The 23578-nt window shown below is 61.4% G+C and carries 19 protein-coding genes; 4 read left to right on the plus strand and 15 right to left on the minus strand.

What is annotated here, in order from left to right:
* Positions 1-12: 12 nt before the first annotated feature.
* The 3 genes from GRI59_RS01700 (at position 13) to GRI59_RS01710 (ending at position 6284) form a co-directional block, all read left to right on the plus strand.
* Complete coding sequence (locus GRI59_RS01700; protein WP_160759469.1) at positions 13-1572, plus strand: class I SAM-dependent DNA methyltransferase; 1560 nt, start codon at positions 13-15, stop codon at positions 1570-1572.
* Positions 1572-2711: a restriction endonuclease subunit S domain-containing protein gene (locus GRI59_RS01705; RefSeq protein WP_160759470.1), complete on the plus strand. Its 1140-nt coding sequence runs from the start codon at positions 1572-1574 to the stop codon at positions 2709-2711. Before GRI59_RS01700 ends, GRI59_RS01705 begins: the two co-directional genes overlap by 1 nt.
* Positions 2712-2885: 174 nt before the next feature.
* Positions 2886-6284, plus strand: a complete 3399-nt coding sequence (locus GRI59_RS01710; protein ID WP_202390845.1) for a TM0106 family RecB-like putative nuclease — start codon at positions 2886-2888, stop codon at positions 6282-6284.
* Between the two features lie 30 nt (positions 6285-6314).
* Here GRI59_RS01710 and GRI59_RS01715 read toward each other — a convergent pair whose 3' ends face one another.
* The 6 genes from GRI59_RS01715 to GRI59_RS01740 form a co-directional block, all read right to left on the minus strand.
* Positions 6315-8777, minus strand: coding sequence for a phospholipase D-like domain-containing protein (locus GRI59_RS01715; RefSeq protein ID WP_160759472.1), 2463 nt, complete (start codon positions 8775-8777; stop codon positions 6315-6317).
* The gene (locus GRI59_RS01720; RefSeq protein WP_237440637.1) at positions 8755-10245 is read right to left on the minus strand and encodes a hypothetical protein; all 1491 of its coding nucleotides are present in this window, start codon (positions 10243-10245) and stop codon (positions 8755-8757) included. Before GRI59_RS01720 ends, GRI59_RS01715 begins: the two co-directional genes overlap by 23 nt.
* Positions 10246-10344: 99 nt before the next feature.
* Positions 10345-10959: a hypothetical protein gene (locus GRI59_RS01725; RefSeq protein WP_160759474.1), complete on the minus strand. Its 615-nt coding sequence runs from the start codon at positions 10957-10959 to the stop codon at positions 10345-10347.
* Between the two features lie 12 nt (positions 10960-10971).
* On the minus strand, positions 10972-11673 hold the full coding sequence (locus GRI59_RS01730; RefSeq protein WP_160759475.1) for a PD-(D/E)XK nuclease family protein: 702 nt from the start codon (positions 11671-11673) through the stop codon (positions 10972-10974).
* Between the two features lie 11 nt (positions 11674-11684).
* Positions 11685-12980 carry a type II toxin-antitoxin system HipA family toxin gene (locus tag GRI59_RS01735; protein WP_160759476.1) on the minus strand — a complete coding sequence of 432 codons (1296 nt, stop codon included), beginning with the start codon at positions 12978-12980 and terminating at the stop codon, positions 11685-11687.
* Complete coding sequence (locus GRI59_RS01740) at positions 12977-13336, minus strand: helix-turn-helix domain-containing protein (protein WP_160759477.1); 360 nt, start codon at positions 13334-13336, stop codon at positions 12977-12979. Before GRI59_RS01740 ends, GRI59_RS01735 begins: the two co-directional genes overlap by 4 nt.
* 153 nt (positions 13337-13489) lie before the next feature.
* Between GRI59_RS01740 and GRI59_RS01745 the strand changes: the two genes are divergently transcribed.
* Positions 13490-13696, plus strand: coding sequence for a hypothetical protein (locus GRI59_RS01745; protein WP_160759478.1), 207 nt, complete (start codon positions 13490-13492; stop codon positions 13694-13696).
* A 4-nt stretch (positions 13697-13700) separates the two neighbouring features.
* Here the strand turns inward: GRI59_RS01745 and GRI59_RS01750 are convergent, their stop codons facing one another.
* The 9 genes from GRI59_RS01750 to GRI59_RS01790 are packed head-to-tail and all read right to left on the minus strand — an operon-like array spanning position 13701 to position 23550.
* Complete coding sequence (locus GRI59_RS01750) at positions 13701-16400, minus strand: conjugal transfer protein TraG N-terminal domain-containing protein (RefSeq protein ID WP_160759479.1); 2700 nt, start codon at positions 16398-16400, stop codon at positions 13701-13703.
* A 12-nt stretch (positions 16401-16412) separates the two neighbouring features.
* Positions 16413-17849 (minus strand): conjugal transfer protein TraH, encoded by a 1437-nt coding sequence (locus GRI59_RS01755; RefSeq protein WP_160759480.1) that lies wholly within the window; start codon positions 17847-17849, stop codon positions 16413-16415.
* Positions 17839-18633, minus strand: coding sequence for a conjugal transfer protein TraF (locus GRI59_RS01760; RefSeq protein ID WP_160760376.1), 795 nt, complete (start codon positions 18631-18633; stop codon positions 17839-17841). The genes GRI59_RS01755 and GRI59_RS01760 overlap by 11 nt, the downstream gene beginning before the upstream one ends.
* A 17-nt stretch (positions 18634-18650) precedes the next feature.
* Positions 18651-20360, minus strand: a complete 1710-nt coding sequence (locus GRI59_RS01765; RefSeq protein WP_160759481.1) for a conjugal transfer protein TraN — start codon at positions 20358-20360, stop codon at positions 18651-18653.
* Positions 20360-21112 (minus strand): type-F conjugative transfer system pilin assembly protein TrbC, encoded by a 753-nt coding sequence (locus GRI59_RS01770; RefSeq protein ID WP_160759482.1) that lies wholly within the window; start codon positions 21110-21112, stop codon positions 20360-20362. Before GRI59_RS01770 ends, GRI59_RS01765 begins: the two co-directional genes overlap by 1 nt.
* Complete coding sequence (gene traU, locus GRI59_RS01775; protein ID WP_160759483.1) at positions 21109-22122, minus strand: conjugal transfer pilus assembly protein TraU; 1014 nt, start codon at positions 22120-22122, stop codon at positions 21109-21111. The genes GRI59_RS01770 and traU overlap by 4 nt, the downstream gene beginning before the upstream one ends.
* Entirely contained in the window at positions 22119-22748 is a 630-nt protein-coding gene (gene traW, locus GRI59_RS01780) for a type-F conjugative transfer system protein TraW (protein WP_337190217.1), read from the minus strand. The genes traU and traW overlap by 4 nt, the downstream gene beginning before the upstream one ends.
* Complete coding sequence (locus tag GRI59_RS01785; RefSeq protein ID WP_160759485.1) at positions 22745-23266, minus strand: S26 family signal peptidase; 522 nt, start codon at positions 23264-23266, stop codon at positions 22745-22747. Before GRI59_RS01785 ends, traW begins: the two co-directional genes overlap by 4 nt.
* Entirely contained in the window at positions 23263-23550 is a 288-nt protein-coding gene (locus GRI59_RS01790) for a TrbI F-type domain-containing protein (protein ID WP_419866782.1), read from the minus strand. The genes GRI59_RS01785 and GRI59_RS01790 overlap by 4 nt, the downstream gene beginning before the upstream one ends.
* Positions 23551-23578 lie beyond the last annotated feature (28 nt).

Raw genomic sequence — 23578 nt, forward strand, 5'->3', positions numbered from 1 at the left:
ATAAGGATGACCATGGCCCGCGCCCCGAAAAATACTGCCCCTCAGACCACGGCCCAGCGCCTCGATTCCATCGTGAAGTCCGCCCGCAAGATCATGCGGAAAGACAAGGGGCTGAATGGCGATCTCGATAGGCTGCCCGTCCTTACCTGGATCATGTTCCTCAAGTTCCTCGATGACCTGGAGCGTATGCATCAGGACGAAGCGGAACTGGCGGGCAGCGCGTTCAGGTCGGCAATCGAACCACCCTATCGGTGGCGGGATTGGGCAGCGGACAAGGACGGCATCACCGGGCCGGACTTGCTGACCTTCATTACCGCCGAAAAGGCCACGTTGCCGGATGGCAGCGAAGGCCCGGGCCTGTTTGCCTACCTGCGAGGGCTGCGCGGCACCAATGGCGGGCGCGACCGCCGCGATGTGATCGCTACCGTGTTTCGCGGCGTCACCAACCGCATGGAGAGCGGCTATCTCCTGCGCGACGTGATCAACTTGATCAATGCCATCCACTTCGACAGCTCTGAGGAAATGCACACCCTCGGGCGGCTGTACGAGACGCTACTGCGGGAAATGCGGGATGCCGCAGGCGACAGCGGCGAGTTCTACACGCCGCGCGCCGTTGTTCGCTTCATGGTCGAAAGGATCAACCCGACCATCGGCGAGACTGTGCTTGATCCGGCCTGTGGCACCGGCGGCTTCCTTACCGAAGCCTTTTCACACATGGCGCTTCAGGCGGACACTGTGGAACGGCGTGAGCAGCTTCAATCGGGTAGCCTCGCGGGCATAGAGGCCAAATCTCTGCCCTTCCTGCTGGCGCAGATGAACTTGCTGCTGCACGGACTGGAGTCACCGGAGATCGATCCTGGCAATGCGCTGCGATTCCGCCTGACCGAAATCGGTGAGCGCGAACGGGTGAACGTGATCCTCACCAATCCGCCATTTGGCGGTGAGGAAGAAGCTGGAATCCTTTCCAACTTCCCCGATGATCGCCGCACGGCGGAAACCACTCAGTTGTTCTTGCAGCTGATCATGCGGCGGTTGAAGCGCAAAGGCCAAGGCCGTGCCGCTGTCGTCGTGCCGCACGGCACGCTGTTCGGCACCGGCGTAGCCGCGCGGATCAAGGCAGACCTGCTGGAAAAGTTCAACCTTCACACTATCGTGCGCCTGCCCGAGGGCGTCTTCGCGCCTTACACCGACATCGCGGCGAACCTCCTGTTCTTCGACACGAGCGGCCCGACCGGGCAGATTGCCTACTGGGAACAGCCCGCGCCGGAAGGACGCCGTAAGTATTCAAAGACCGCGCCCCTGCAGTCCGCCGATCTGGCAGACTTGAGCACTTGGTGGGACACGCGCGGCGACGATCCGCGTGCATGGACAGTCGATGGTCCTGCCCTTATCGAGCGCGATGCCGGCGGGCAGGTCGTAGCGGTAAATCTCGACATCAAGAATCCCAATGCCACGGCAGCCGAGGATCACCGCACTCCATCCGAGATTCTGGCGGCAAGTTTGGACTGTGAGCGCGCCGTAGTCGGCATTCTCGAAGAAATGCAGCAGCTTGTCGTTGAGTGGACCCGCTGATGACCGAAGCTCAGGATACCGCGCTTGGGGAAATTGCCACGCTAACTTGGCGAGGCGAAGTGCCGCAACCAGATCAAACCTATCGGCTGGTCGGCGTCCGTTGGTGGGGTGGCGGCGCTTACGAATACAAGCGCATTCAAGGTGCTGATACTCAAGCTCCACAGCTTTTCCGCGTTGAACCCGGCGACTTGGTGATCAACAAGATTTGGGCACGGCATGGCAGCATCGCCATTGTCGATGAGACGCTTGCCGGTGCCCACGGGTCAGCCGAGTTTCCAACCTTCACGCTTGACACTGATCGCGTCAATCCGCGGTTCGTGCACTGGTTCAGCAAGTCCAAGTTGGCTTGGATGCAATGTGAAGCATTGTCGCAGGGTACGAGTGGAAAGAACCGAGTTAAGCCAGAGCGGTTTTTGACCATCCGCATTCCGCTCCCCTCCTTGGAAGTCCAGCGCAAGCTCACAGCTCGGTTTGATAGCGCCGCGATCGCCGTTTCGGCACGAGGAAGCCAAGCTGCCAAAGTGGCATCGGAAGTTGAGGCAACCTTGCGAGCCGCCTTTGCCCGGATTATCGCTGATGCACCGCGCGTGGCCATGGGTGAAATCGCGCCGCTGGTTCGTCGCCCGGTCGTGATCGATCCGGATGCATCCTATCCAGAACTTGGCGTTCGCTCTTTCGGCAAGGGCCTATTCACCAAGCCTGACCTCGTGGGGGAGGAACTGACCTGGCAATCGCTCTACCGGATCGAAGAAGGTGATCTGGTTTTCAGTAATATCAAGGCATGGGAAGGCGCGTTCGCTGTTGCCGAGCGCGAACACCACGGCAAGCACGGTTCCCATCGGTATTTGACCTGCGTGCCTGATTCTGACCGGGCGACCGCCCACTTCCTTTGGCATTATCTGCAATCCAATGAAGGCATCTATCAGGTCGGGCAAGCATCGGCAGGCAGCGCCGACCGCAACCGAACCTTGGCAACCAAACGGCTGCAAGCCATCAAGGTGCCGGTGCCATCGCTCGATGCCCAACTCTGGTTTGACAGCCTCCAGGCCAAGGCCCGCGCCGCCAAGGCCGCTCAGGCAGAGGCGACGGCGCACCTCGACCAATTGCTACCGGCGATGCTCAACGAGGTGTTCGGCTAGGTCCCTTCCCAAGGATGGGAGCTGAAGCTTGCTAAAGGACAAGCTTCAGTGGCTGAATAAATCAGTATGCTATATTGCGTTTAGTGAGTTCCCTACCCGATGTTCAACCGGTTGCAGGGTTGCACATCCGCATCCGGAGCGGACTCCGTGGCAGCAACCTGTAGGAGTACGTCATTGCAGATCAAAGATAGGGTCCTGCGCTTTAGTGCAACCGACTTGGTCAGCCACCTCAATTGCCGGCATTTGAGCGCTCTCGAACACGCTGTCGCCAAAGGCGACTTGGAAAGGCCCAAGTTCTTTGACCCCTTGCTTGAAGCTTTGTGGGAGCGTGGGGCCAAGCACGAGCAAGGATACGTGGACCACCTGTCATCGCTCGGGCTGAATGTCGTCCAAATCGACGGTGTTGAAGTCACGGACGAAGCCGTCGCTGCGACAGCTGACGCCATGAACGCTGGGGTCGAAGTGATCGTTCAAGGTGCTCTGCGCTCCGGAGTGTGGGTGGGACGAGCCGACATTCTGCGGAAAGTTGATACGCCGAGTGATCTGGGTGCCTGGTCATATGAAGCAGCCGACACCAAGCTTGCCCGGGAGACCAAAGGCGGCACCGTCCTTCAGCTGTGCCTCTATTCCGAGCTGATCGCCAAAATCCAAGGAGTCATGCCTGAGTTCGCGCATGTCGTTCCGCCTTGGACTGAGTTCGTACCCGAGCGTTATCGCATTGCCGACTTTGGCGCCTACTACCGGCAGGTTAAAGCTGGAATGTCGGCTAGTTTCGCTGCTGGCGGCCCCCAGGGCACATACCCGGACCCGGCGGCGCATTGCGATATCTGTGTGTGGAGCGCTCAATGTTCCAAGCAACGACGCGATGATGATCATCTGTGTCTGGTTGCCGGCATTTCGAGCATGCAGATCGCCCAGCTAAAGGACCATGGCGTTACGACTGCTACGACATTGGCGGAGCTGCCTTTACCGCTGCCCTGGAAGCCGGAGCGCGGTTCGAAAGAATCGCTGGCGCGGGTCCGCGAACAGGCTCGAATCCAGATCGAGACCCGCGATGCAGGTGAGCTGCGCTATGAAATGCTGGCTCCGGTGGCGGGTTTCGGCCTCAATTGTCTGCCTGAACCCTCGGAAGGCGACATCTATCTCGATTTCGAAGGCGATTCCTTCGTTGGCGAACACGGCCTCGAATATCTCTTGGGCTTTCACTTCTTCGAGGACGGCGAGATCCGATATCGCGGCCTTTGGGCATTCGATCGTGCGGCCGAGAAGTCTGCGTTCGAGACCTTCATCGATTTCGTCCTCGAACAGCTCGAGGCCCACCCCGGCCTCCATGTCTATCACTACGGCGGTTACGAGACTGGCGCGCTCAAACGCCTGATGGGGCGCTATGGTACGCGCGAAGATGAACTCGATCGGCTGCTGCGGGGTCAGGTCTTTGTCGACCTGCTGAGCGTCGTTCGTCATTCGCTGCGGGCCGGCGTCGAGAGCTACTCCATCAAGAGGCTCGAGCCGCTCTTCGGGTATGTGCGCGATGCAAGCCTGCCCGATGCCAATCTGGCCCTCAATCGTCTGCAAGTGAGCCTTGAACTAAACGATGCCAACGGGATCCTGCCGCAAGACAAGGATACTGTTGAAGCCTATAACCGGGACGATTGTGTCTCGACCCGCGTCTTGCGCGACTGGCTCGAAGGCGAGCGGGCCAAGCTCATCGCACAGGGCACCGAGATCACAAGACCGGAGCCGGCAGATAGCGCACCAAGCGAGAACTTGGCCGAATGGCTCGAAATCATCGGACCGCTTATCGAGCAGTTGGTTGCCGATGTCCCGGTTGATCCTGCTGAAAGAAGCAGCGAACAGCATGCGTGCTGGCTACTCGCCAATCTCCTCGAATGGCACCGCCGCGAAGAAAAGGCGACCTGGTGGGAGCTCTTCCGTCTCCGCGATCTTTCAGCAGACGAGCTGCTCGATGAGCGCGCGGGTCTGGCGGGACTGACTTTTATCGAGACTGTGGGCGGAACAGCGAAATGTCCGATCGATCGATACAGTTTCCCTGCCCAGGAAGCCGATATCCGGCCTGAGAAGAGCGTAAAAGCACCCGGCGGGCAGAGCCTCGGCACTGTCGAGGACATCTCAAGAGAGAACCGGACCATCGACATCAAGAAGACGTCGGCCATGGCGGGCGAGCATCCTGAAGCATTGTTCATCCACGAGTTCGTATCCTCCAAGCCGATGCAGGAGTCGCTCGTTCGCCTCGCGACTTACGTTTGTGAAAACGGCATGACCGGCGGCGACTCCTATGGCGCGGCGCGCGACATGCTGATGCGCGTTGCCCCGCGGGTCGGCGAAGATGCCGCATTGCGCCTGGACGGCGAGAAGCCACTGGACGCTGGTGTTCGGATAGCTCCGCTCATCGCCTCCGGCGTGCTGCCAATTCAGGGGCCTCCTGGCACGGGCAAGACCCACACCGGCGGTCACATGATCTGCGAACTGGTCAAGCAGGGCAAGAAGGTCGGCATAGTCGCCAATGGTCACGAAGTGATCCGCAACCTGCTTAACAAGACCATCGAGGTCGCAGAGGAAACGCACACGCCGCTCGTCTGCATTCAGAAGCCCAAAGGCGGTTCGAAAGAGGATGCGACCGACCGGTTGCGTTTCGCCAAGAAGAACAACGCTGAGGTTTACGCCGCACTGCAGGCGGATTGCAGCGTCGCCGGTGGAACGGCCTGGCTATGGTCGGATGCGGCTGCCTTCGAGTGCCTCGATGTCCTTTTCGTTGACGAAGCGGCTCAGATGTCGCTCGCCAACGTTCTCGCCGTCTCACAAGCAGCCAAGACCGTGATCCTGCTGGGCGATCCCCAGCAACTCGATCAACCGATGCAGGGAAGTCATCCCGATGGCACGGGGTGCTCAGCGCTTGATCACCTGCTTTCCGGCAAGCAGACGATTGGGCCTGACGAAGGCCTGTTCCTCGATGTGACTTGGCGCTTGCACCCGGATATCTGCGCTTTCACATCGGAGCTCTTCTACGAGGGCAAACTGACTTCGAAGGAGGAGACAGCCGGTCAGCTGATCAAGACAAGTGGTATCGCAAATGGGACGGGGCTTCGCTTTGTGCCAGTCGAGCACAAGGGCAATCAGAACTGTTCGCCCGAGGAAGCCGATGTCATCGCGGAGCTGGTCAGTGAAATCCTGGCCCAGGGCGCCACGTGGATCGATCGAAATGGCAACGAAAGACCGATCGAGATTTCAGACATCCTGATCATCGCACCCTACAACGCGCAGGTTTTCGAGATTCAGCGCCGCTTGCCCCAGGCGCGGGTTGGAACGGTCGACAAGTTCCAGGGCCAGGAAGCGCCGATTTCGATCTACTCGCTCGCCAGTTCCTCGCACGCTGATGCGCCAAGGGGCATGGAGTTCCTCTACAGCCTCAACCGGCTCAATGTCGCGACCTCCCGGGCCAAATGCGTCAGTATCCTCGTCGGCTCGCCGCAGGTCTTCGAAGCGGAGTGCCGCACGCCGCGTCAAATGCAACTTGCAAACGCCTTCTGTCGGTATCTCGAGCGAGCCCAGTGAGCTCGCTCGCCGCGGGTGGGTCGCCCCGATCTAACGGCTTTCTAACTGCTGATTGAGCTCGACATAGTGCCGCAGCAGGTTGTCGGTCTCATCTGCCTTGATGCCGAGTGCAGCGTCGAGCTTACCGACGAACTCAAGTTCGGCCTCCGGATCAAGACGAGGCCAAGCCTGTGTTGCTTTCCAGATGGCAATCGCGCCTTTGGTCACGAAGCCGGCAAGCTCGGCTTGTTTGCTGCTCGTCATTGCCATGACTGAGCGCGCAAGCGCCCACCGAGTGAGCGCAACAAGTGCGAAGCAATCGAACGGCATTTCGGTTTGGTGCTGTCCGATCGAAATGCGGGACAGTAGGGACGGTTCGGATTTATTGCCCTGCCAGAGCCGTTGCAGGATGCGTCCAACCCGGACGGCAAAGGCGCGATCGCGGTCGTGTTGCTTGGGCACCAGGTCCAGTGCGAACAGCTCGTCTTTCTTGTCCCCTTCCTTGACCACGAGCGGCCGGCGGCAAGCCTCGACCATCAGCCGCAAAATGAAGCAAACCTCGGCCGTTAGTTTGCGCGGCGGCGGCGTCTCGTCGGCCACTAGTCGGGCAATGTAGGCCTCGAAGCAATCGACAGCTTTCAGGATGTCGAGGCTCTGCCGTTCAGCCTCATCGCGCCGGTATGTGCGAGGTTCGCGGGGCGGTGCGTCCTGGGCACCTCCGTTATCTTGATCGCCGGGCGGGTCCGAATTGGTATTTCCATCGCCCTCATCGTTTCCATCGCCGCCTTCGGGCACCTCGTCGCGATAGAGTGCGTCATCCTCATTGTCCGCCTGGCCGATGCCGCGGAGAATGATTCTCAAAAGATTGACCGCATCGGGGTCGTCGAAATTGAGACGACTGCTATCGCCTTTGGACGGTGCGCTTGCGGACATCGCCTCACGGAAGGCCTCTGGGCTGTCATAGTCGTAGACGACGTGCTCGTCCTCGCCCTCGGTTCCCTTGCCATGGGCCCGGCCAATGGACTTGACCGCTTTTGCCGCCTTGCGGCGACTCTCGGGCGTTTCAGAGAAAATGATCGCGGCAAGGCTGGCGAGTTCGAGAAAGTCACCACCCTCGAGTTCGACTTTCGCGAATGCCGAGCGCAAGCGCTTGTCTCCCAAGCCAGGCGCAGCATGGGTCAAACTCACAGCATCGTTGACGATCACAGCGCTGGTCAGCGCTCCATTGTTCAGCCGGATACGTGCGATCAGTGGAAACCGGGGCTTTACCGGCAGATCGAGGGCATAGTTGCCACTTCGAACGGGTGAGAAAGCAAACTCACCTTCGGGGATCACGAGTGCCGCGCCTTCCGGATCGGTAATTCGCTTCGATGGCACCCAGCGGAGACTGCTGCCCGCCGCTTCGATCGTGCCAAGTGGAAGTGGTGCGCCAGGCTTCGCTTCGAGCAATTCCTTCGTCGGCTCCATCAAGTCGGAACGGTCGATTGTCGAAGATAGATCGAGGCCCAGCAGCTCAAGTCCGGAACCGGCAGGAAGACGGCGATAGACCGAACACTCGGCGTTGCGCGCCGCGAGGTCTGCGAGACCCAGGGCGTCGTCGGAGCAGTTGGCGCTGCCATAGATGACGTGGTCCCATTCCTCCGTCTCAATCACGAAGGCCTTGGCATGGATAAAGCGCGCGCCATCGTTGCCGTCGAAAACTCCGGCGAAGCTGACCTGCGGAATGCGCTGGAGTTGGTCGACCGGGAACTCGGGTTTTTGGGCACTGAGAGCGATGGCTGTCTCATTTGGCTTGAGGGCGTCAATGAGGCCCAACAGGCCTTCGAGCTTCGCATCCCAATAAGGCGAGAGCACAACGAGCCGGGTAACAGATGCGCTGCCGACAAGATCGACAATTCGGCTCAGCATGCCAGGTCCGCCGCTCGCGTCCTCGCATAACAGATCGATCAATGTGCCATCGCTGAGCTCGACCGGTCCTTCGTTCACCTCTGTTTCGAACAACCAAGTGGCATCGCGTTCGATCAGGTCGAGCTTGCGTTTGACCGCTTCGAGGCCCGCATCTCCAAGCCACTTTGAGACGTAATCGAACGCCTTCCGGATCAGCTGGCGGTTGGCGTCCTCGTCCCCATCGCTGCGCTTGCGCCACCACTCGAACCGGCCGACGATCTCGCGATTTCTGCCCCAACCTGCTGCGGTCGCATTGGCGGACCCAACGACTACGCAGCCGGCATCACTGCCAAGGCGGATGCTGATCTTCGGGTGGAACGCGCCAGGCACCGATATCGGCAGCAAGGCATAAGCCGTGCCGGCACGACCAAACGACTCCGGCGTCTCCGTGATCGCGCGCTGGAGCATATTGGCGTCAGCCATCAATATGTTGTTGTCGCTTCCGTAGGCGCGCAGCCGATGATGGAGCGAGCCATCGTAAAATGCCGCATCGACCGAATAGGTTGTGACGATCGACGTATGGAAGCCGGTCCGCGCGAGATCTTTAAAGAGGCTGATGCTGTTCAAGGAATGCCTCCCCGTCGCTGGTCACGCCGTTGCTGTCGAGATAGCCCGCATCCCGCAGGACCCGGGTCAAATTGAACAGCCGAGGGGTTGTGTAGCCGTACTCGCCCAGAAGTCCCTCGCTGAGCAGGCCATCCTCAACCAGAAAGTGATAGGTGAAGGTTCCTGCGGTGGAGAGTTTCCGCCCCGCAATGATTTGATGATCGATGACAACGTGCTTGAGCAGGACCGCGGCCAGGGCGTCGCTTGCAGTCTGGCCCTGGGCCAAGTCGAGTGTCCGCAAGATCCCGTCAAGCGACCGGCCATCAGCGCCAGCTATTCGTGCGATTATCGGCCTAACCGCGCCGTCATTCTTGGACCATCTTATCCAGAGCATTCCGAGAAGTTTCAAGGCGCTCAACATGGTTTCCGCTGGGGGCCGCTCTCCGGTGGCCAGGTTCTCAAGGACCGGCTCAATGAGTGCTGTTTCATCGGCATCGTCCGTGGCGGCCAAAGAAGTCGCCCACTGCGACCAGGTCTGATTTGAAGCCGGAAGAGCCGCGCCGACCACTTGGCGAATTAGCTCCTTGGGCTCTACGCCTGATGGATACTCTTCGCGTTGCAGGCCAATCAGGCCGTTCAAAGCGCAGGCTAGCGCGACCTGTCCATACTCGTTTGCTTGATACGCGCGCCATCGGTCGATCGTCTCTCCCGGCGGCTGGTAGTCGTGACCATTTGGCAACCTGCGTGCGTAAAATGCCTGACGCAGATCGTTGAGATTGCCTGGAGCGACGCCCTTCCGATAGAGGTCGAGGATGAGCCAAATCGTCGATCGGCGCGATTTGGCATCCTTGGACGTATCGCCTGTTCCGATCAGAAAGTCTCGGAGCACCGCTAGTTCAACCGATTGACCAGGGATCTTGGCTGGATGGATGGCTGCGCCGATGTCTTGAAGTTGCTTGCCGGTTGCTTTCCCAGAGAGCAGCACCGCTTCGATCTCATCAACAATTTGTCCGATGGAACCGGCGAATGCCGAAGCAATGGCGCCCCCACGCACGGACGTCACCGGGACGGACGATTCAGTGAGCCATTTCATCTCGGTTAGGGTTGGGGCGTAGGCCACGCCATAGTTGCCGCGCGGTGCTTGCAAGTATGTCTTTCCAGAGGTCCGATCATCCGTGAAGGGTCTGAAATCTATCCCATCTGTCCGAGCGGTTTCCCGATGCTGACTCGCCCAATTTGAACCGCCCAGTCCGTCACTTCCTTCCAGGTCATCGACCAGCGTGGCGAGAGCATAGAGTGCCTCGCCGCGCCGCATGAAGATGGCGAACTTTGCAGGATCGTCTGAGTGATGGAGCTTTTCATAGAGACTGACCAGCCAAGGGAAGTAAGCGTAGTAACGCAACCGGTTCGTAATGTTGGTGATGTTTGGGACCAGCGACTGGTAAATTCGGATGCTTGTCGCCTGAAGACCGAGAGGATCGAGGCCCATCGTCCAGCTACCGGTCTTAGTCCACAGTGGGTCACCGTCCCGAATTGTGCCTTCAAACCCCACTTATGCCCCTCCCGAATTTTCCGTTTCCGGTTTGCCTCAAGATTTCTTGCGGATCGCGCTGACAAGCTTGTCGAGGATCTTTCGTGCCGACTGGATGCGATCGAGCGTCTTTACAATAGGCGCCAGTGCTTCCTCGAAATCGTCTTCAGAGAATGCCTTCGCAAGCTCGCTCCGATCGATTGTTACCAACGCGGCTAGCAGCCCGTCTTTGGGATCGCAGCGGAAACCCATGTCGCGGAGCTGCTCCATTGTCTTGGCTTCGTCCCTGAGCAGCTTTTTCCAAGCACCGCGCCCGAGCGAGTCTGATGTGATCTCCAGCTGAAGCTGCGATCCGGCAAAGCCGCAGAATGTCCCTACCCAAGTGCTAGGGGGCTCGCCATCAAGGCAGAAACTTCGATCCAAGTTCACGAAGAGATCGAAATTATCGTCTTCATCATTTGCGATCCGCCATTCGGGCGGAGCCAGCCAGATCGGGCTATCGAGCTCGGTGCCGATCTTGCCTTCCCATCCAAAGGCACGCCGGCGATCGTCGAGCAGCTCCGCCACAGCGCGGCCTAAATGTGCGTCCATGGCATTCTGAGCGTGGCGGATCGCAGATTCTAGCTCATCGATATGAAGAACGATGACTGATCCGACATCACCTTCTGACATCTCAATGCACTCCTAGAATCTGCTGACGTGGTCGCCGAAGGCGGCAATGAACTGTGCGATGAAAGTCCTGCTATCATCGGCTGACTTACTGGCGACACGGGCGGCAAGGGCGACGTCACTCCACGACGTTGAACTGACTTCGGCAATTGGACTGCGGAATGGTGCGAGCAGCACGACAAAGGCTTTGGCCTTCCGCAGCGTTGCACGTCGATTGATCGAGACGAGATAGCGTTCGAGCTGCTTGCGCCCCATTAAAGCGTCAATCTTGACTTCGATCCCGACCACGTAGCCTTTGGTTTCAACAACCAGATCGACGCGATCAGTCCGGTCACCGATTGGGCATACTTCTGTCGAGATCTGATAGCCGCCGCGAAGCTCGTCGTCCCACGCGATCCCTTCAATCGCGATCTGAAGATACTCGGCCAGGAACCTCCGCGAGGCATCCCCACCGAAGGCTGTTTGCCAAAGACCTGCAAGCGCAGCCGCGTTTCGAACCTCATCGCGTTTAAGACCCGCAATGGCCCAGGGGTTCATCAGTCCCCCTGTGAGTTTGGCGCGTTCGAGAGGCTGCCTCAATTTGACTAGCGCTTCGGCTAGCCTCTCGAGCGAATAAGTCTGTTTTGCTGCTTGAGGAAATGTTCTCGGAAGAACTGGGGCAATCGCAGCAAATGCCATCTCCAGTCGTTCGGCGGAAATGGACTCGATTTTTGTCACCCAGATCCTCGTTAGAACGACCGGAAGCCTTGCGTTACTCGCTTGGCGATATCCGGTGCTAATCCAGCCCGGTCACAAAACTCCGGCCATTTGGATATTGCAATTTCAATCTCTCTTATAATCGCCTTTGTTTCAACGGTTTTCATATCCGCGAACTTCCCGAAGGTGAGGAGGTCATCGAGCTCGATTCCGTCTGTCTTGCCACTGAGCGACATCTGGTGCTGGCTGGTCCAGGCACCATCGGGATTGTAGGCATAGACAACGTCGAATGCTGGCGAGAGGCTCCATCGACCGTCCGGATCCATCAGGAAGGCGATGTTCTTGGTGTGGTCGTCCTGGTTGCGGATGAAGATGTTGAGTAAGGCGCGGCGGACCTGCTGCCTGATCGCATCGCGGCCAAGACCCAGCATCCGGATCGTTTCGACTGCCTGCTCGTAGCTATAGGCCCGGGCTAGGTTGAAGTCGAAATGGCGCATGGCGCATAGCGACTGCATATGCAGCTTCTTGCCGTCTGCCGTCCGGTCGAAGCGCTGGGTCATGAAATGTGCGCGGCCGCCTTCTTCATGCAGCCTTGAGCGCGCCATATCGACGCCAGCCGCCTTCGCCAGCAGATAGCATGCGTATTCCAAGCGACCGAAGCCGAGTGGATCGGCGACCTCCTTGTCGGCGTTACCTGAGACGCCGTCGAACTTCATCAACCAGTAGGTATAGCCGGCGCCTGCATCGAGCTGGCCGGAATGAAACTCGCCCGTTGCCTCGTTCCAAGCGAGCACCGCCTTGGCGCGTGCGCCGCCGGCCGATGTGCCGACGCGCAGGATCTCTTCAAGCGCCATTTGGTCGTCCTGGCCGTCGAGCACGCCGTTCAGCTGTTCACGGGCGGCGATCACACGATTGGCAAGATCGACGAGCGGCGCGATGTCGATCTTGCCCCCCTTGTCCCGGTGCTGTCCTGCCGAAGGCTCGAACTCGAGAGCGCCCATGCCTCGCCTGCCGGTGTAGCAAAGCCGTTCGACCGGATCGAAGCTTTCGGGTGTCCGGCCCTGTTCGGCCAGCCAACTGTTGATCACAGCATTACCGAACCTATCGGGCAGACTGTCGGCCAGCATGCCGGGCAGACCTTTGAACGTCTCGCTGGCGAGACCCGGAAAGTCATAGACACCGCTGCGTAGCGGCATTGTCAGCGGTGCGACCTCATAGTTGCTGGCGATAAATTCAGGGGTGTATTCGAAGACGCCCAGCTGGCGGCTCTCATCCCACAGGACAGCGCCGATCTGGCGGCCCCACAAATTGACGATCGCACGCGTCATGGCGCTTCGTCACCCCAGGTCCATTTGCCGGCCTTGCTGCTTCTGATTGCATGACGCACGCGTTTGCGGGTCTTGCCGGTTTCCGAGCGCGGATCGAGCGGGCTGACTTTGGCATCGGGCACCACTTGGAGCAGTCGCTCGCCAAGACCGAGCGCGCGCATCACCCGCGCGAGACTGTCGATCGTGCCGCCTTTGCCCGCTTCCATGCGCGCCAGCGTCGAACGCCCGACACCCGCCAATTCGGCCAGTTCGGCCTGTTTGAGATTTCGCGAAATGCGGTAAGCTTCGAGCTGCTGACCAAGGTCAGCGAGCAGAGCGATCAGAGGCCGCTCAAAGGAATTTTCATTAGGATCCATTTTCGAAACTTTAATCGCCGAATCACCGTTTGGGTATCGATTTTGAGCCTTTACAAATTTATCTGTTATGTGTCAATATCGATCCATAAAGAGCTAATTGCGCTTTAATGAGTTGATTTCGAGACGCAATGACTTGCTGGATTGAGGTGTGCGATGAACGATTTGCCTGAAGAGGATCGAGGCGGCCACGACTGGAAGGGTCTCAAGGAAGTGGATCGGGCGATCGCAGAGAACCGCCTGACCGCTTACACCTGGAAGAAGACCTGGGCCGACCCTTGGGGGCGTGCAGTCATGATCACGGTCTTCACGTTACTCACGGCATACGTGGTCTTTGTGGTTGTAAACGACCTGATCCTCTGAGGGCTCACCATTCTTTGACCTCGTCTGCCGCCTCCTCGCTGGCACCCTTTGCACCGCGCGTGACGCCTTCTAGGTTCCCACGTGACTGACCGATGCGGGTCCTGCCACCGGCTTGGGCAGCGCGCACCTCGTCGCTGATTGCAGTCGGATCGACCGTGGGCACAACTGCTCCCGAGCCGCCGCCGCGCGGACCGCGCGCGCGAACATCGCCCGGTCCTGAGACAACTGGGTGCGTGACCGGTGCGAACTCGGGAAGACGCAGATCGCCTTCGATCTGGTCATGCAGCCCGTCGGCATAGGTCTCGACGAAGCGGGCCTGAAGCTGTTGTCCCTTTGGGCTCAGCTGGAAGTTGATGTCGTCGAACCGGACCGAGCCATAATAGTCCCGGTTTGCTTCGATCTCGGCCATACCCCATTCGCGATAGGCCTGGCTGAGGTTGAGCGAGCCAGCCGCATTGGAGCCCTCGTACCAGGTAGCCTGATGGTCCAGGCGGCTGGCGAGCTCTTCCGAGCGGCGTGCTTCGACCGTGTAAGACTGCCCTTCGGTCAGCGAACGAGTCAGCCCAGCAGCGCTGGTCGCGACCTGTGAGTTCGAACTCGAGCTGGTCTCACGCAGGAACCCATCGCGCGTGCTTGACCAGTTCCGGGACTCCGAGAGCTGCTGCAGTGTTCCGGTGATGCGGTTGCGATCTTCCGAGGCAATCCCGACGTCGCTGTCGGTCCAGCTCTGATTGCGCCCTCCTCGCGCCTTTGCCCCAAGCTCAACAGGTCCGAGGCTACCGCCGACACCGGCACTGGCTTCGCCATTCAAGAACCAGGACACGGTGATGTCATCTGCAGCCCGGCGCGAGAGGCCGAACTGGCGCTGCAGCGTTGCCGAGGCATTGTCGACCTCGCTGAATGCCTTGCCCACGCTGTCGCTGCTGCCGGTGCCGCTGACAGATTCGAAAGAACGCCCCTGGCTGTAGGTATTGCGGATCTCGTTGAAGCTGGTGACGGCCGAGCTGTTCGATTGCTGAGCAAGGTTCGAGTAGGTCTCGCTCTGGCCGCGGCTCTGGCTCGCCATGGTCGAAAGCCGGCTGGTGAAGTCCTTCCCGAGCGTTGGGGTGAACGGGTACTGCGAGCTCGGCACGGTCGCGAACTCGGCCCCGCTGAAGCTCGTCGTCTGGGTGCCCGTTTCGCTAAACCCGCGCGTCTGCGCAGCGCCATAGGAAATGCTCGGATTGAGTGCGCCTTGCGCGAACTGCCGCGAGAACACCGTCGAATTGTCGAGATTGCTATTGCCGAGCGAGACATTGCCGGTGCTCGCCTCGCGTGCCGCTTCTTCGGCCGCATTTTGAGACGGATTGAGGTAGGAGGTGGCCTGTCCGGAGATCGCCAGAGCGCCCTTGGCAATACCGCCCGCGAGGAACGGCACCGAAGCGACAAGATAGCCGGCGAGGAGCCCGATATCGCGGTTTACGTCGGTCATGCCCGCAAAGCTCGCAAGCGTGAGCCCGGTCCCGCCACCGGCCGCCGCGACATCACCCGCTCCTTTGAACATCAGGATCATGTGCAGGATCACGAACAGCGGACCCCAGGCAGCGAGGTAGAAGAAGCCCGTGACATAGCCCTTGAGCGCCGTCGGCCCGGTCTTCGGCATCAGGAAGAGCGGGAAGATCACCGGGAACATCGCATAGAACACGACCGTCAGCACGACATTGAGGATCGGCACCCATTTCATCGCGTTCTCGGCGATCGAGGCATAGGTCCGCTCGGTCTGGATGTCCGCACGGGTCTGGGCGAAGACATCAATGCCCGAGGTGCCGCTGGCCCCGGCAAAGCCGTGCATCGCCTGGTTCATCGCGTTGATCGTCAGAACCTGGCGGAAGATGTCGCTCGCGCTCTTCGATACCCCTGACAGGTACTGGTAGGCGACCGGCAGGTCGGCGAGCAGCTTGATCTTGGCCAGCGCCGCGGTCTGCCGGGGATAGAGTTGCCGCCCGGAGCTCAGTGCCATGGCGTCGATCAGCCCGGCCCACTGGTTGGACAGAGACGTATAGGCTTCGCGGCAGGTGATGATCGAAGCCGTCACGCTGTCATCGGCCTGGCGGGTCAGGAACTTCTGTGCCCGCGCCGCAGATCCCGGCGAGATCGTCGCCCATATATCGTCGCTCTCGGCGATCTGCTTCATCGAGTAGCGGCCAAGCAGGAGATCGTAGAATACGCATTGCCGGACATGCTCGTCGAGGTTCGCGGCAAATTCGGGATCGGAGATGCGCAAAGACCGCGTCGCTTCGAGCAGCCGCGCGCCGTAGATCATCCCGTTCCGCGAGTAGTTGAGGTCATCGGGCAGACCAAACACGAGCTCAGCGGAGCGGGTCAGGTAGTCGCCGACCTGGCTGGTGAAGCTCGCCATCAGTGCAAGGCCGATCGGCACATTGGCGACATTGGCCGGAGCCAGGCTCGGATTGACGCGGTCGGTCACATGGACATCCATGCGCGGCACCATCAGGCACATGTAGATAAGCGTCGCGCCAAGGAACCAGTTGAGCCAGGCGCGCCAGTCCTGGTTGAACGCGAGCACGATCACGGCCAGCGCCAGACCCATGACCATGGTCACCTGGATCAGGCTCTTATAGCCGCCCGCACCGGTCCAGCTGGCCACCGCGTTGAGCACGTTGACGATGTATTCGCCGCCGCCAACCGTGAAAATCTCGATCATGGCTGTCTTGCCTCAAGGAACGATGGAGCGGGACTGGAGCGCGCGCGACCAGTCGAGCGATGCCGACATCGACGGCGACATCGAAGCCGCCAGCATGTTCTCGATCATCGCCGTCTTTTCGATGATCTGCATGATCCCGAGGACCTTGAGATGCGTGTTCGACTGCCGGTCGGCGAGCGCCTGCCGCACCGTATTGACCTGGCTCTGCCACATCTGGATCTTGGCCTCGTCGGCTCCGATGAAGCTCGACATCGAACGCCCCGCTTCGCTGACGATCCGGTCGAGCACGGCAAACAGCAGGTCGATACTGGCCAATTCGGCGAGCGTCTCGCGGTCGTCAGTGGCCATGCCGCGGCCATAAGCGGCCTGGACGGTCAGTATCTTGTAGAGCGGCACGCTCGAGACCTGGAGCAGCTCCTTTTCAGCCTCGGTGATCGCCGTATCGGTCCGCACTGCCTGGACCATGCTGTTGATCAGGACCGAGACGCGGTGGCGGAGCGACTTCGAGATCGGAAGGTTCAGCGACCTGAACCCCGGGTCGAGGCATTTATCGGGCTCGTCGCAATGGAAGATCAGCACATTGCCATTGGTCGTGCCGTCGAGCAGCGAGGTGACGAGCGTCGAGGAGCTCTCGCCGACGATCGGCACGAACTTGCCCGGTTCGTCGTCCGTGGGCGGCACGTAGATGATCGTGCCGAGCAGCGTCATCGCATATTCGGCGAGTTCCTGGTCGAAGGTACCGTTCGGAGAGAAAAACGCCGACTTTTTGAGGATGGTCCAAGTGTAGTTCCTTGGCACCCCGGGATTGACGTCGTCGTACTTGCCGTTGCCGTTCTGGAGCGTGCTCGAGCGCTGACCGCGCGTGCCGCAGCCGTGCTTGGCGGCGGCATAGTCGGTGAAAATGCCTTCCGAGTTGCCGATCGCTTCGCAGACCGCCTTGTCGGCTAGGTCGCCCTTGGGCCAGATCCCCCCGACCAGCCCCTGCGCCAGTTCGCAGGAGTTGATATTGAGGTTGTTCATGAGCTGCGCCTTCTGCGCAAATTCCTGCATGATCTTCGAGCATTCCGGACAGACCGTGTCGATCGCCAGGCTGAAGGCAAACCCCACCGCATTGTTGGCGACGGCTTTCAGGAGCGCTACGATCTCGCTGGCGTTGATGAAGCTGAAGCTCCCTGCAAAGATGTCGATCCCCCCGCAGCCCGCCCGGGCGCGCGGCAATTGCAGGTTGGCAATATTGGTCGTCTTCTGCGGGAAGCGCGTCCAGACATTGCCGAGGCTGTAGTAACCCGCCGATTGTCCCTGGAAAGCTGTCGGTCCCGTCACGTTCCCGGCCGCGCCCATGTCATCCATGAAGCGGTCCATGCTGTCGCCGACATTGGCCTGAAGCGGAGTGACAACGAGGCTCGTCGCGGCGAGCGTGAGCGCCACTTTGCGCAGCTTAGTAATCATGGCCGGCTTCCTTGGAGGTCAGGAGAAAAATCCGGTCCTGCAGCTCGTCGGCCGACAGGACCCCGTATCCGATCGGGATCGGGCGCTTGCCCACGCTGTCCCACAGCACCAGTGCGGGCGTGATCCGGGGCTCGAGACCCATTTTGGGCCGCTGGCCGTTCTCGACGGTGTAGTTCGGAAAATGGCGAGAAGGTCCGCCATCGGTCGAGATCGCCCGCACCGTCAGGTGCCAGCGGTCGGCCACAGACTTGACGATCGGGCTCATCACCTCGCATGCCCCGCAGGTCTGGGCGAAGAAGTAAAACAGCCCGTAGCGCTCGGAGAGATGCGCCATGACCGTGTCACGCTCTGCGGCGCGCATGTCTTGCCACTGCCGTTTAGCCAATGTGCCGACCGGACGCTCGAGCGTGTAGTCGAGCGCTGGATCCTGCCAAATCGCGCGCTGCCAGACGTCTGAGAACAGCGAGGCCCGGTCGAGCTGCTCGCGCTGGAAGCGAATGTAGGCAGTGACGTTCTCGGGGCTGGGTTCCATGATCGCCCTGGCCTTGAGTTCGCGCAGTGTCGCGGTGACTGCATCGAGCTGGGCCGTAGCCGAGGGCGCTTGCGGCGCCGCCTGGTCTGGTTCTGCCGGCTTTGGCCGCACGCAGTAAAACCAATAGCCGAGGCGTCGCTCTTGGCAGTAGAAGGCGTCGCCGGTCTGCCCTGCGGCCTGTTCCTGGCGCGGCTCGTCGGTCGATGCCTGTATCGAGGTGATCGGGCTTGCCGCGATCAGCGCGGCAGTCATAATGTTGCGAAGCGCGCTCACTGGCTGCTCCTTTCATAGTAGTCGCGGATTTTCTGCTGGATCAGCTCGGAGGTCTGGAGCTCGTCGGGAAGCCACGCGGCGTCGGTGAACTCGGCATAGACTTCGGAGAAATCCATGCGGCTGAGATCGAGCCGGGCGAATTCATCGAGCGTGAAGCCGAGGCACTGCTCGGTCTTGGGTTTGTCCCACGGCTTGGGCAGCTGCGCGCGGCCCTGTTCCTGGAGGATGCGGCTGAGCTTCGACTCAAAGCAGCAATAGACCTTCTTCTTGGTCAGGCAGACCCCGAGGAAAGAGGACGAGCAATAGGTGCCGACGTAGGCGCAGAGCCCCTGGACATCGCGCTCATGGAGCAAGACTTCCTCGCGGTTGCAGCCGAGCATGACGAGGAGCTGGATCCCGGGGATCAGCGGAAATCCCTTACCCTTGCAGCAATTGAGGATCCCGAAGACCTTGGACGAACAGGTCTCACGCTTGCCCTTGAACAGGGTCATGGTCGCAGGATCGAATTCACGGCGCGCCTGGTCCATGGCGCTCAGCGCCACGACCGCATCCTTGAACTCGTCATTGGCCGCGCGTTGGATGGTCTCGCATGAGCCGTCGATGCAGTAGACATCGCCGTCGCAGACATATTGCTGCCCGGTGTTCTGTCCGGCCGGGACCGGGCATTCGTAGACTCGCTCTGCAGTCGAGCACGGCACATCGTCGGTCAGGCAATCCTCGCGCACGAAATGGCAGGCACCATTGGCCTCGAGCGTGCCGCAGTCGTTGCCTGCGGTCTTGATCGTGCAGGTATAACCGCGCTGCCAGGCCCAGCAGGGCTGGGTTACTGCCACACCGTCGACGATCCGGGTGACCGGGTCGCTATCGGTGCATGTCTCGGTCTCGAGTGCGCAATTGATGTCGCTTGCGAGCGGCGAACACTGGCTTTCGTTCTTGGTGGCGGTGACCACCTGGCGAGACGAGGTCCTGACGGGTGTTTGGCCAGCAACAGGTGCCGTGCAGGTGTATTCGTCGACCGGATCACCGGGTTCGAAGCACTTGTAGCCGTAAAGCGTGTCGATACCTTGGAGGCACCTGCCCGGGTGGGAGCCGGTATGCTGGCAGGTCGGCACCTGAAATAGGTCGCATTCGCCGTTGGTATCGGTGCAGTAGTACAGGTAGTCGGTGACAGTATTGACGCTGGCATCGAGTGTGACCTGGCAGGTCGCGGTCTTCTGTTCGGCGGTGTAGCCGGTGTTGCAGGTCGCCATGTAGGTGCCGACCGAGCCCGTGCCGGGCGGCAGGGGGACGCAATTGCCCTTTGATCCCGAGACCGACATGCCGCTGGTGTAGTCGAGCGGGGTCTCGCTGATCGCGCCCGACCGCGCCAGGATGCTTTGGATCTCCTGGGGCGAGAATTTCGCGCGGCTGCGCATGCTGTCCTCGATCGCGCGCACCGCGGTATTGTTCGTCGCCGCGCTTCGCGCAGCCCCCTCGATCCGGTCAGGATTGTTGGCGAGATCTTCGAGGCCCTGGGTCGCGGCGGGATCGAACCCCGGCACACGCGAAGCGTCTGGCGCGGTCGTCGCCGCGTCCTTGGCGCGGCCGATGATCGCTGACCCGAACGCCTTGCCGTCGGACTTGGCGTCCGTGGTGGTCTGCGCTGCCACCGGAGCGGCAATGGCGACGAGCAGCGCAGCCAGAAGTGGTTTAAGATAGCCCTTCATCAGTCCTCTCCCTGCTGGAGCCGGGCGAGATGCAGGCGGGCGAGCGCGGCGCCCGGGCCGCCGCCTTCGCTAAAGGTCTCGAGCACCTGACCCACCGTGACATTGCCGGTGAGCCGGTCATGCGGCGGCGGCGCGTCGCGGCAGTCGAAGCCGTCGCAGGGCGCGAAGTCGCTCGCCGTCATGACAAAGCTCGGCGCCGCATCGATGTGAAAGGCGCGAAACAACCGTGGGTCGATCCCGAGCGCGGCCGGAGCGTCCGCGCCTTGCCAGATCGCCGCCAGGGTCTGCTTGAACCGCGCGGCATCGCCTGCCGGAAACCCGCGCAGCACCGTGACCCCGCCCGCGCGGCCCATGTCACGGACCAGCGCCTTCAAGGCTTCGGGCGGCATCGACAGGCTGGCAAAGGCGATGAAGCGCGGGCCTTGGGAAAGCGGCGCCTTCTCCGCCTCTGCGCGGCTCTTGACCATGGCTTCGAAGTCGAAAGTGTCGCTCGTTTGCGCCAAGGGCGGCAGGCTCTCGGCATAGCGCGCCGCGATCGCTTGTGCTTCGCCCTGGCTTTGCACCGCCTGGTCCTGCACCGCCTCGGCCCGGCGGCGAACCGTGGCGGCGAGCGCCTCGGCATCTTCGGCATGCTGCGCGGCGTTGGCGCGAATTGCCGCAAGATCGATGTCGTCGGGCGCGCTTTGGGCGAGCGCAAGACCGGCGAGCGAGATCCCCGCAGCGAGCGGGATAGACAAGAGTTTCCGGTTCATAGCGCGCAGCAGTTCCGCTTGCGCCAGACGAGGTAGCCCATGTCCTCGCCGATCGCGGGGATGACCTGTCCGGCCGATTGAAAGGTGGTGGCGGCACCGATCGGAGGGCAGGCATAGCGCCCCTTGGTCGCCGGGTTCGGATTGGTGGCCTGGAAGCGGTATTGCTGTTTGCGCATCACCGGCATCAGGTACTTGCCGCAAAGTCCCTTGCCGCCCATCGTGCCCCAGGCGACGAGCTCGCGGTGGAGCTTGTAGGCAAAGCGCGACAGCACGAGCCGCGAGGCCTGGACGTGGCCGATCGAGGCCGAGACGTTGCCGTTCATCGGGTACATCGAGCCCTGGCAACCTGCGCACCAGAACATCTCGTCGATCGGCAGCTTGACCGTCGAGGACACGCAGTCCGCTGCGCAGGCCGCGAGCGCCAGCGGATTGGCGAACAGCACAGCCTCGGGGTTGATGATCGCGGTGAGCTCGCTGTCCTGCCAGAGCGGGTCGATCTCGGAGATGTAGAGAATGTCGATCGAGCCAGATTCAAGGCAGAGGAAGTCGGCGACTATCTCCATCCAGTAGATCAGTGGGTAGGCGTACCAGTGGACGTGCCAGCTCGAATAGTTCTGGCTTGCCCCGCCCACGGCCGAGGGCCCCTTGATCGAGCGGAAGCCGATGTCGAACCCGGGGTCGAGCTTCATGCCGCCAAGATTGACGAAGCACCACGGCTTCATGCTGACATCGGCGAGCCGGACCGGCTCCCAGAACCCCATGGCGATCCCTGGGCGCAGGCCGCACAGGCACAGCGGCAGGTCGGGGTTGTCGGGATCGGGCCGGTTCGAAGGCCAGATCTTGAGCCCGCCGACCGAGATCGGAAACAGGCATGACCAGCAGATGTCCGTGATTGGGTTGACGAAGCTGCCCGTGCAGCGGCCCGGCCCGGCAGCGGCGTTGGCCGGACTGGCCAGCGCCAGACCCAGCGCTCCCAGCGCGGTCGCGGCGATCTTATGAAGCCTCTTCATGGACGGGATCCCTTGGCGTTGGGGAGGACGATCTCGCTCACTTCGAGCAGGCGGCCCTGTTGGCGCACGCGCGCTGGCACGGCACGGATGGCGAAATGAGTGCTGAGCTTGCCGCCCTGGTCAAAGTAGAACCGGCGCTGGCGGGCCTTCATCAGTTCGAGCGGCGCGCCGCGCACGAGAATAAGCTTGGCATTCGGCGACTGGCGGAGCGCCCAGGCGAGCTGATCGGGATCGTCGCCATCGAAGAACAACAGCTCGGAGCGCAGCGGCACGCTGTCGAGCGGGTTTACCCGCGTCCCGCGCGCATGGATGAGCTCGCCCTTGGGCCCTCGAATATCGGTCTCCAGCGTGATCGTCGGATCGAAGGCCCACTTGCGCGCGGCTTCGGCGCGAACCAGCCCGGCGACCGGTTCGGGCCGCTCGACCCGGGCCACTGTCCGCCGCTTCAATTCCTGGTTAAGCCGCGCGGTCTCGCCGGACTTTTCCATGGCGGTGAGCCGTGCGTGGATCTGCTCGAGCAGGTCACGCTCGATTACCGGGAAGACCGTACCCTGTTGGCCATAGTCGCGGGCCTGGGCCGTGCTCGCCAGCATAAGCGCGAGTGGCAGGAGAAGCGCGCGCCTCACAGGATTGCCCTTCCGCTGCCGACAATCTGGCCCCGGCAGGCATAGCCGACCTCGGCGTAGCGGCTGTCGAAGCCGCGGGGATGGTCGCTGCCGACGTAGTAGCAGCCGCGCGGGATCTCGCCTTCGGGTCCTGGGTTGAGCGTTTCGCCGAGCCGCGTGCGCGAAAGCCGCACCGCGACTTTGTGTCCGTTGATCAGGACGTTCGCCCCCTGGTGGCTCACCTGGTCGCCCGGCAGGCCGAGGACGCGCTTGCCAAACATGTGCGGCCCTTTGCCGAAGTGCCGGTCGAGCAGCGGCGAGGCCGGCGGTTCAAAGAAGATCAGGCTGCCGGCCGCGATTGGCGCCGACTTGTCGAGCCAGAAGGCCCAGTTGGGCAGGCTCGGGCTGGTGTTGATCAGGAAAGCATGAGTCTCGCCGAAGGCCGCAAGCGGCGCCCAGGCGAAGGGCAAGGCGACCAGGCCGGTGAGGATTAGCGGGCGCCCCAGTGCCCGGGCAAGAGCGGCAAGTCGCTGGGTCACGGGTGCTTCTCCGGGCTCAGCCGCGCGGCAATCCGCCGCTCGAGCTCGGGGGTTGCGTCCGGCACCTCACCGGCCAGCACTGCCTCGGCGACCAGCACCACCCGGCCGCCCGTGCCCATGTCCTGGACCGCAGCTTCGGCCGCCTTGAGGTAGGCGAGCGTGCGGGCTTGGCCTTCTTGGGGATCCTTCTGCGCGCGTGCCTCGGCATCGACGAAGCGCGCTATGGTTTCCGCGAGGCGCACCGTGACGATTTGTTCGCGCGGACGCGCCAGTTCGCGGCTCACCCATACGCCCCAGAGCAGGAGGCCGACC

Source organism: Erythrobacter ramosus (assembly GCF_009828055.1).
In the GTDB taxonomy this organism is placed as follows: domain Bacteria; phylum Pseudomonadota; class Alphaproteobacteria; order Sphingomonadales; family Sphingomonadaceae; genus Erythrobacter; species Erythrobacter ramosus.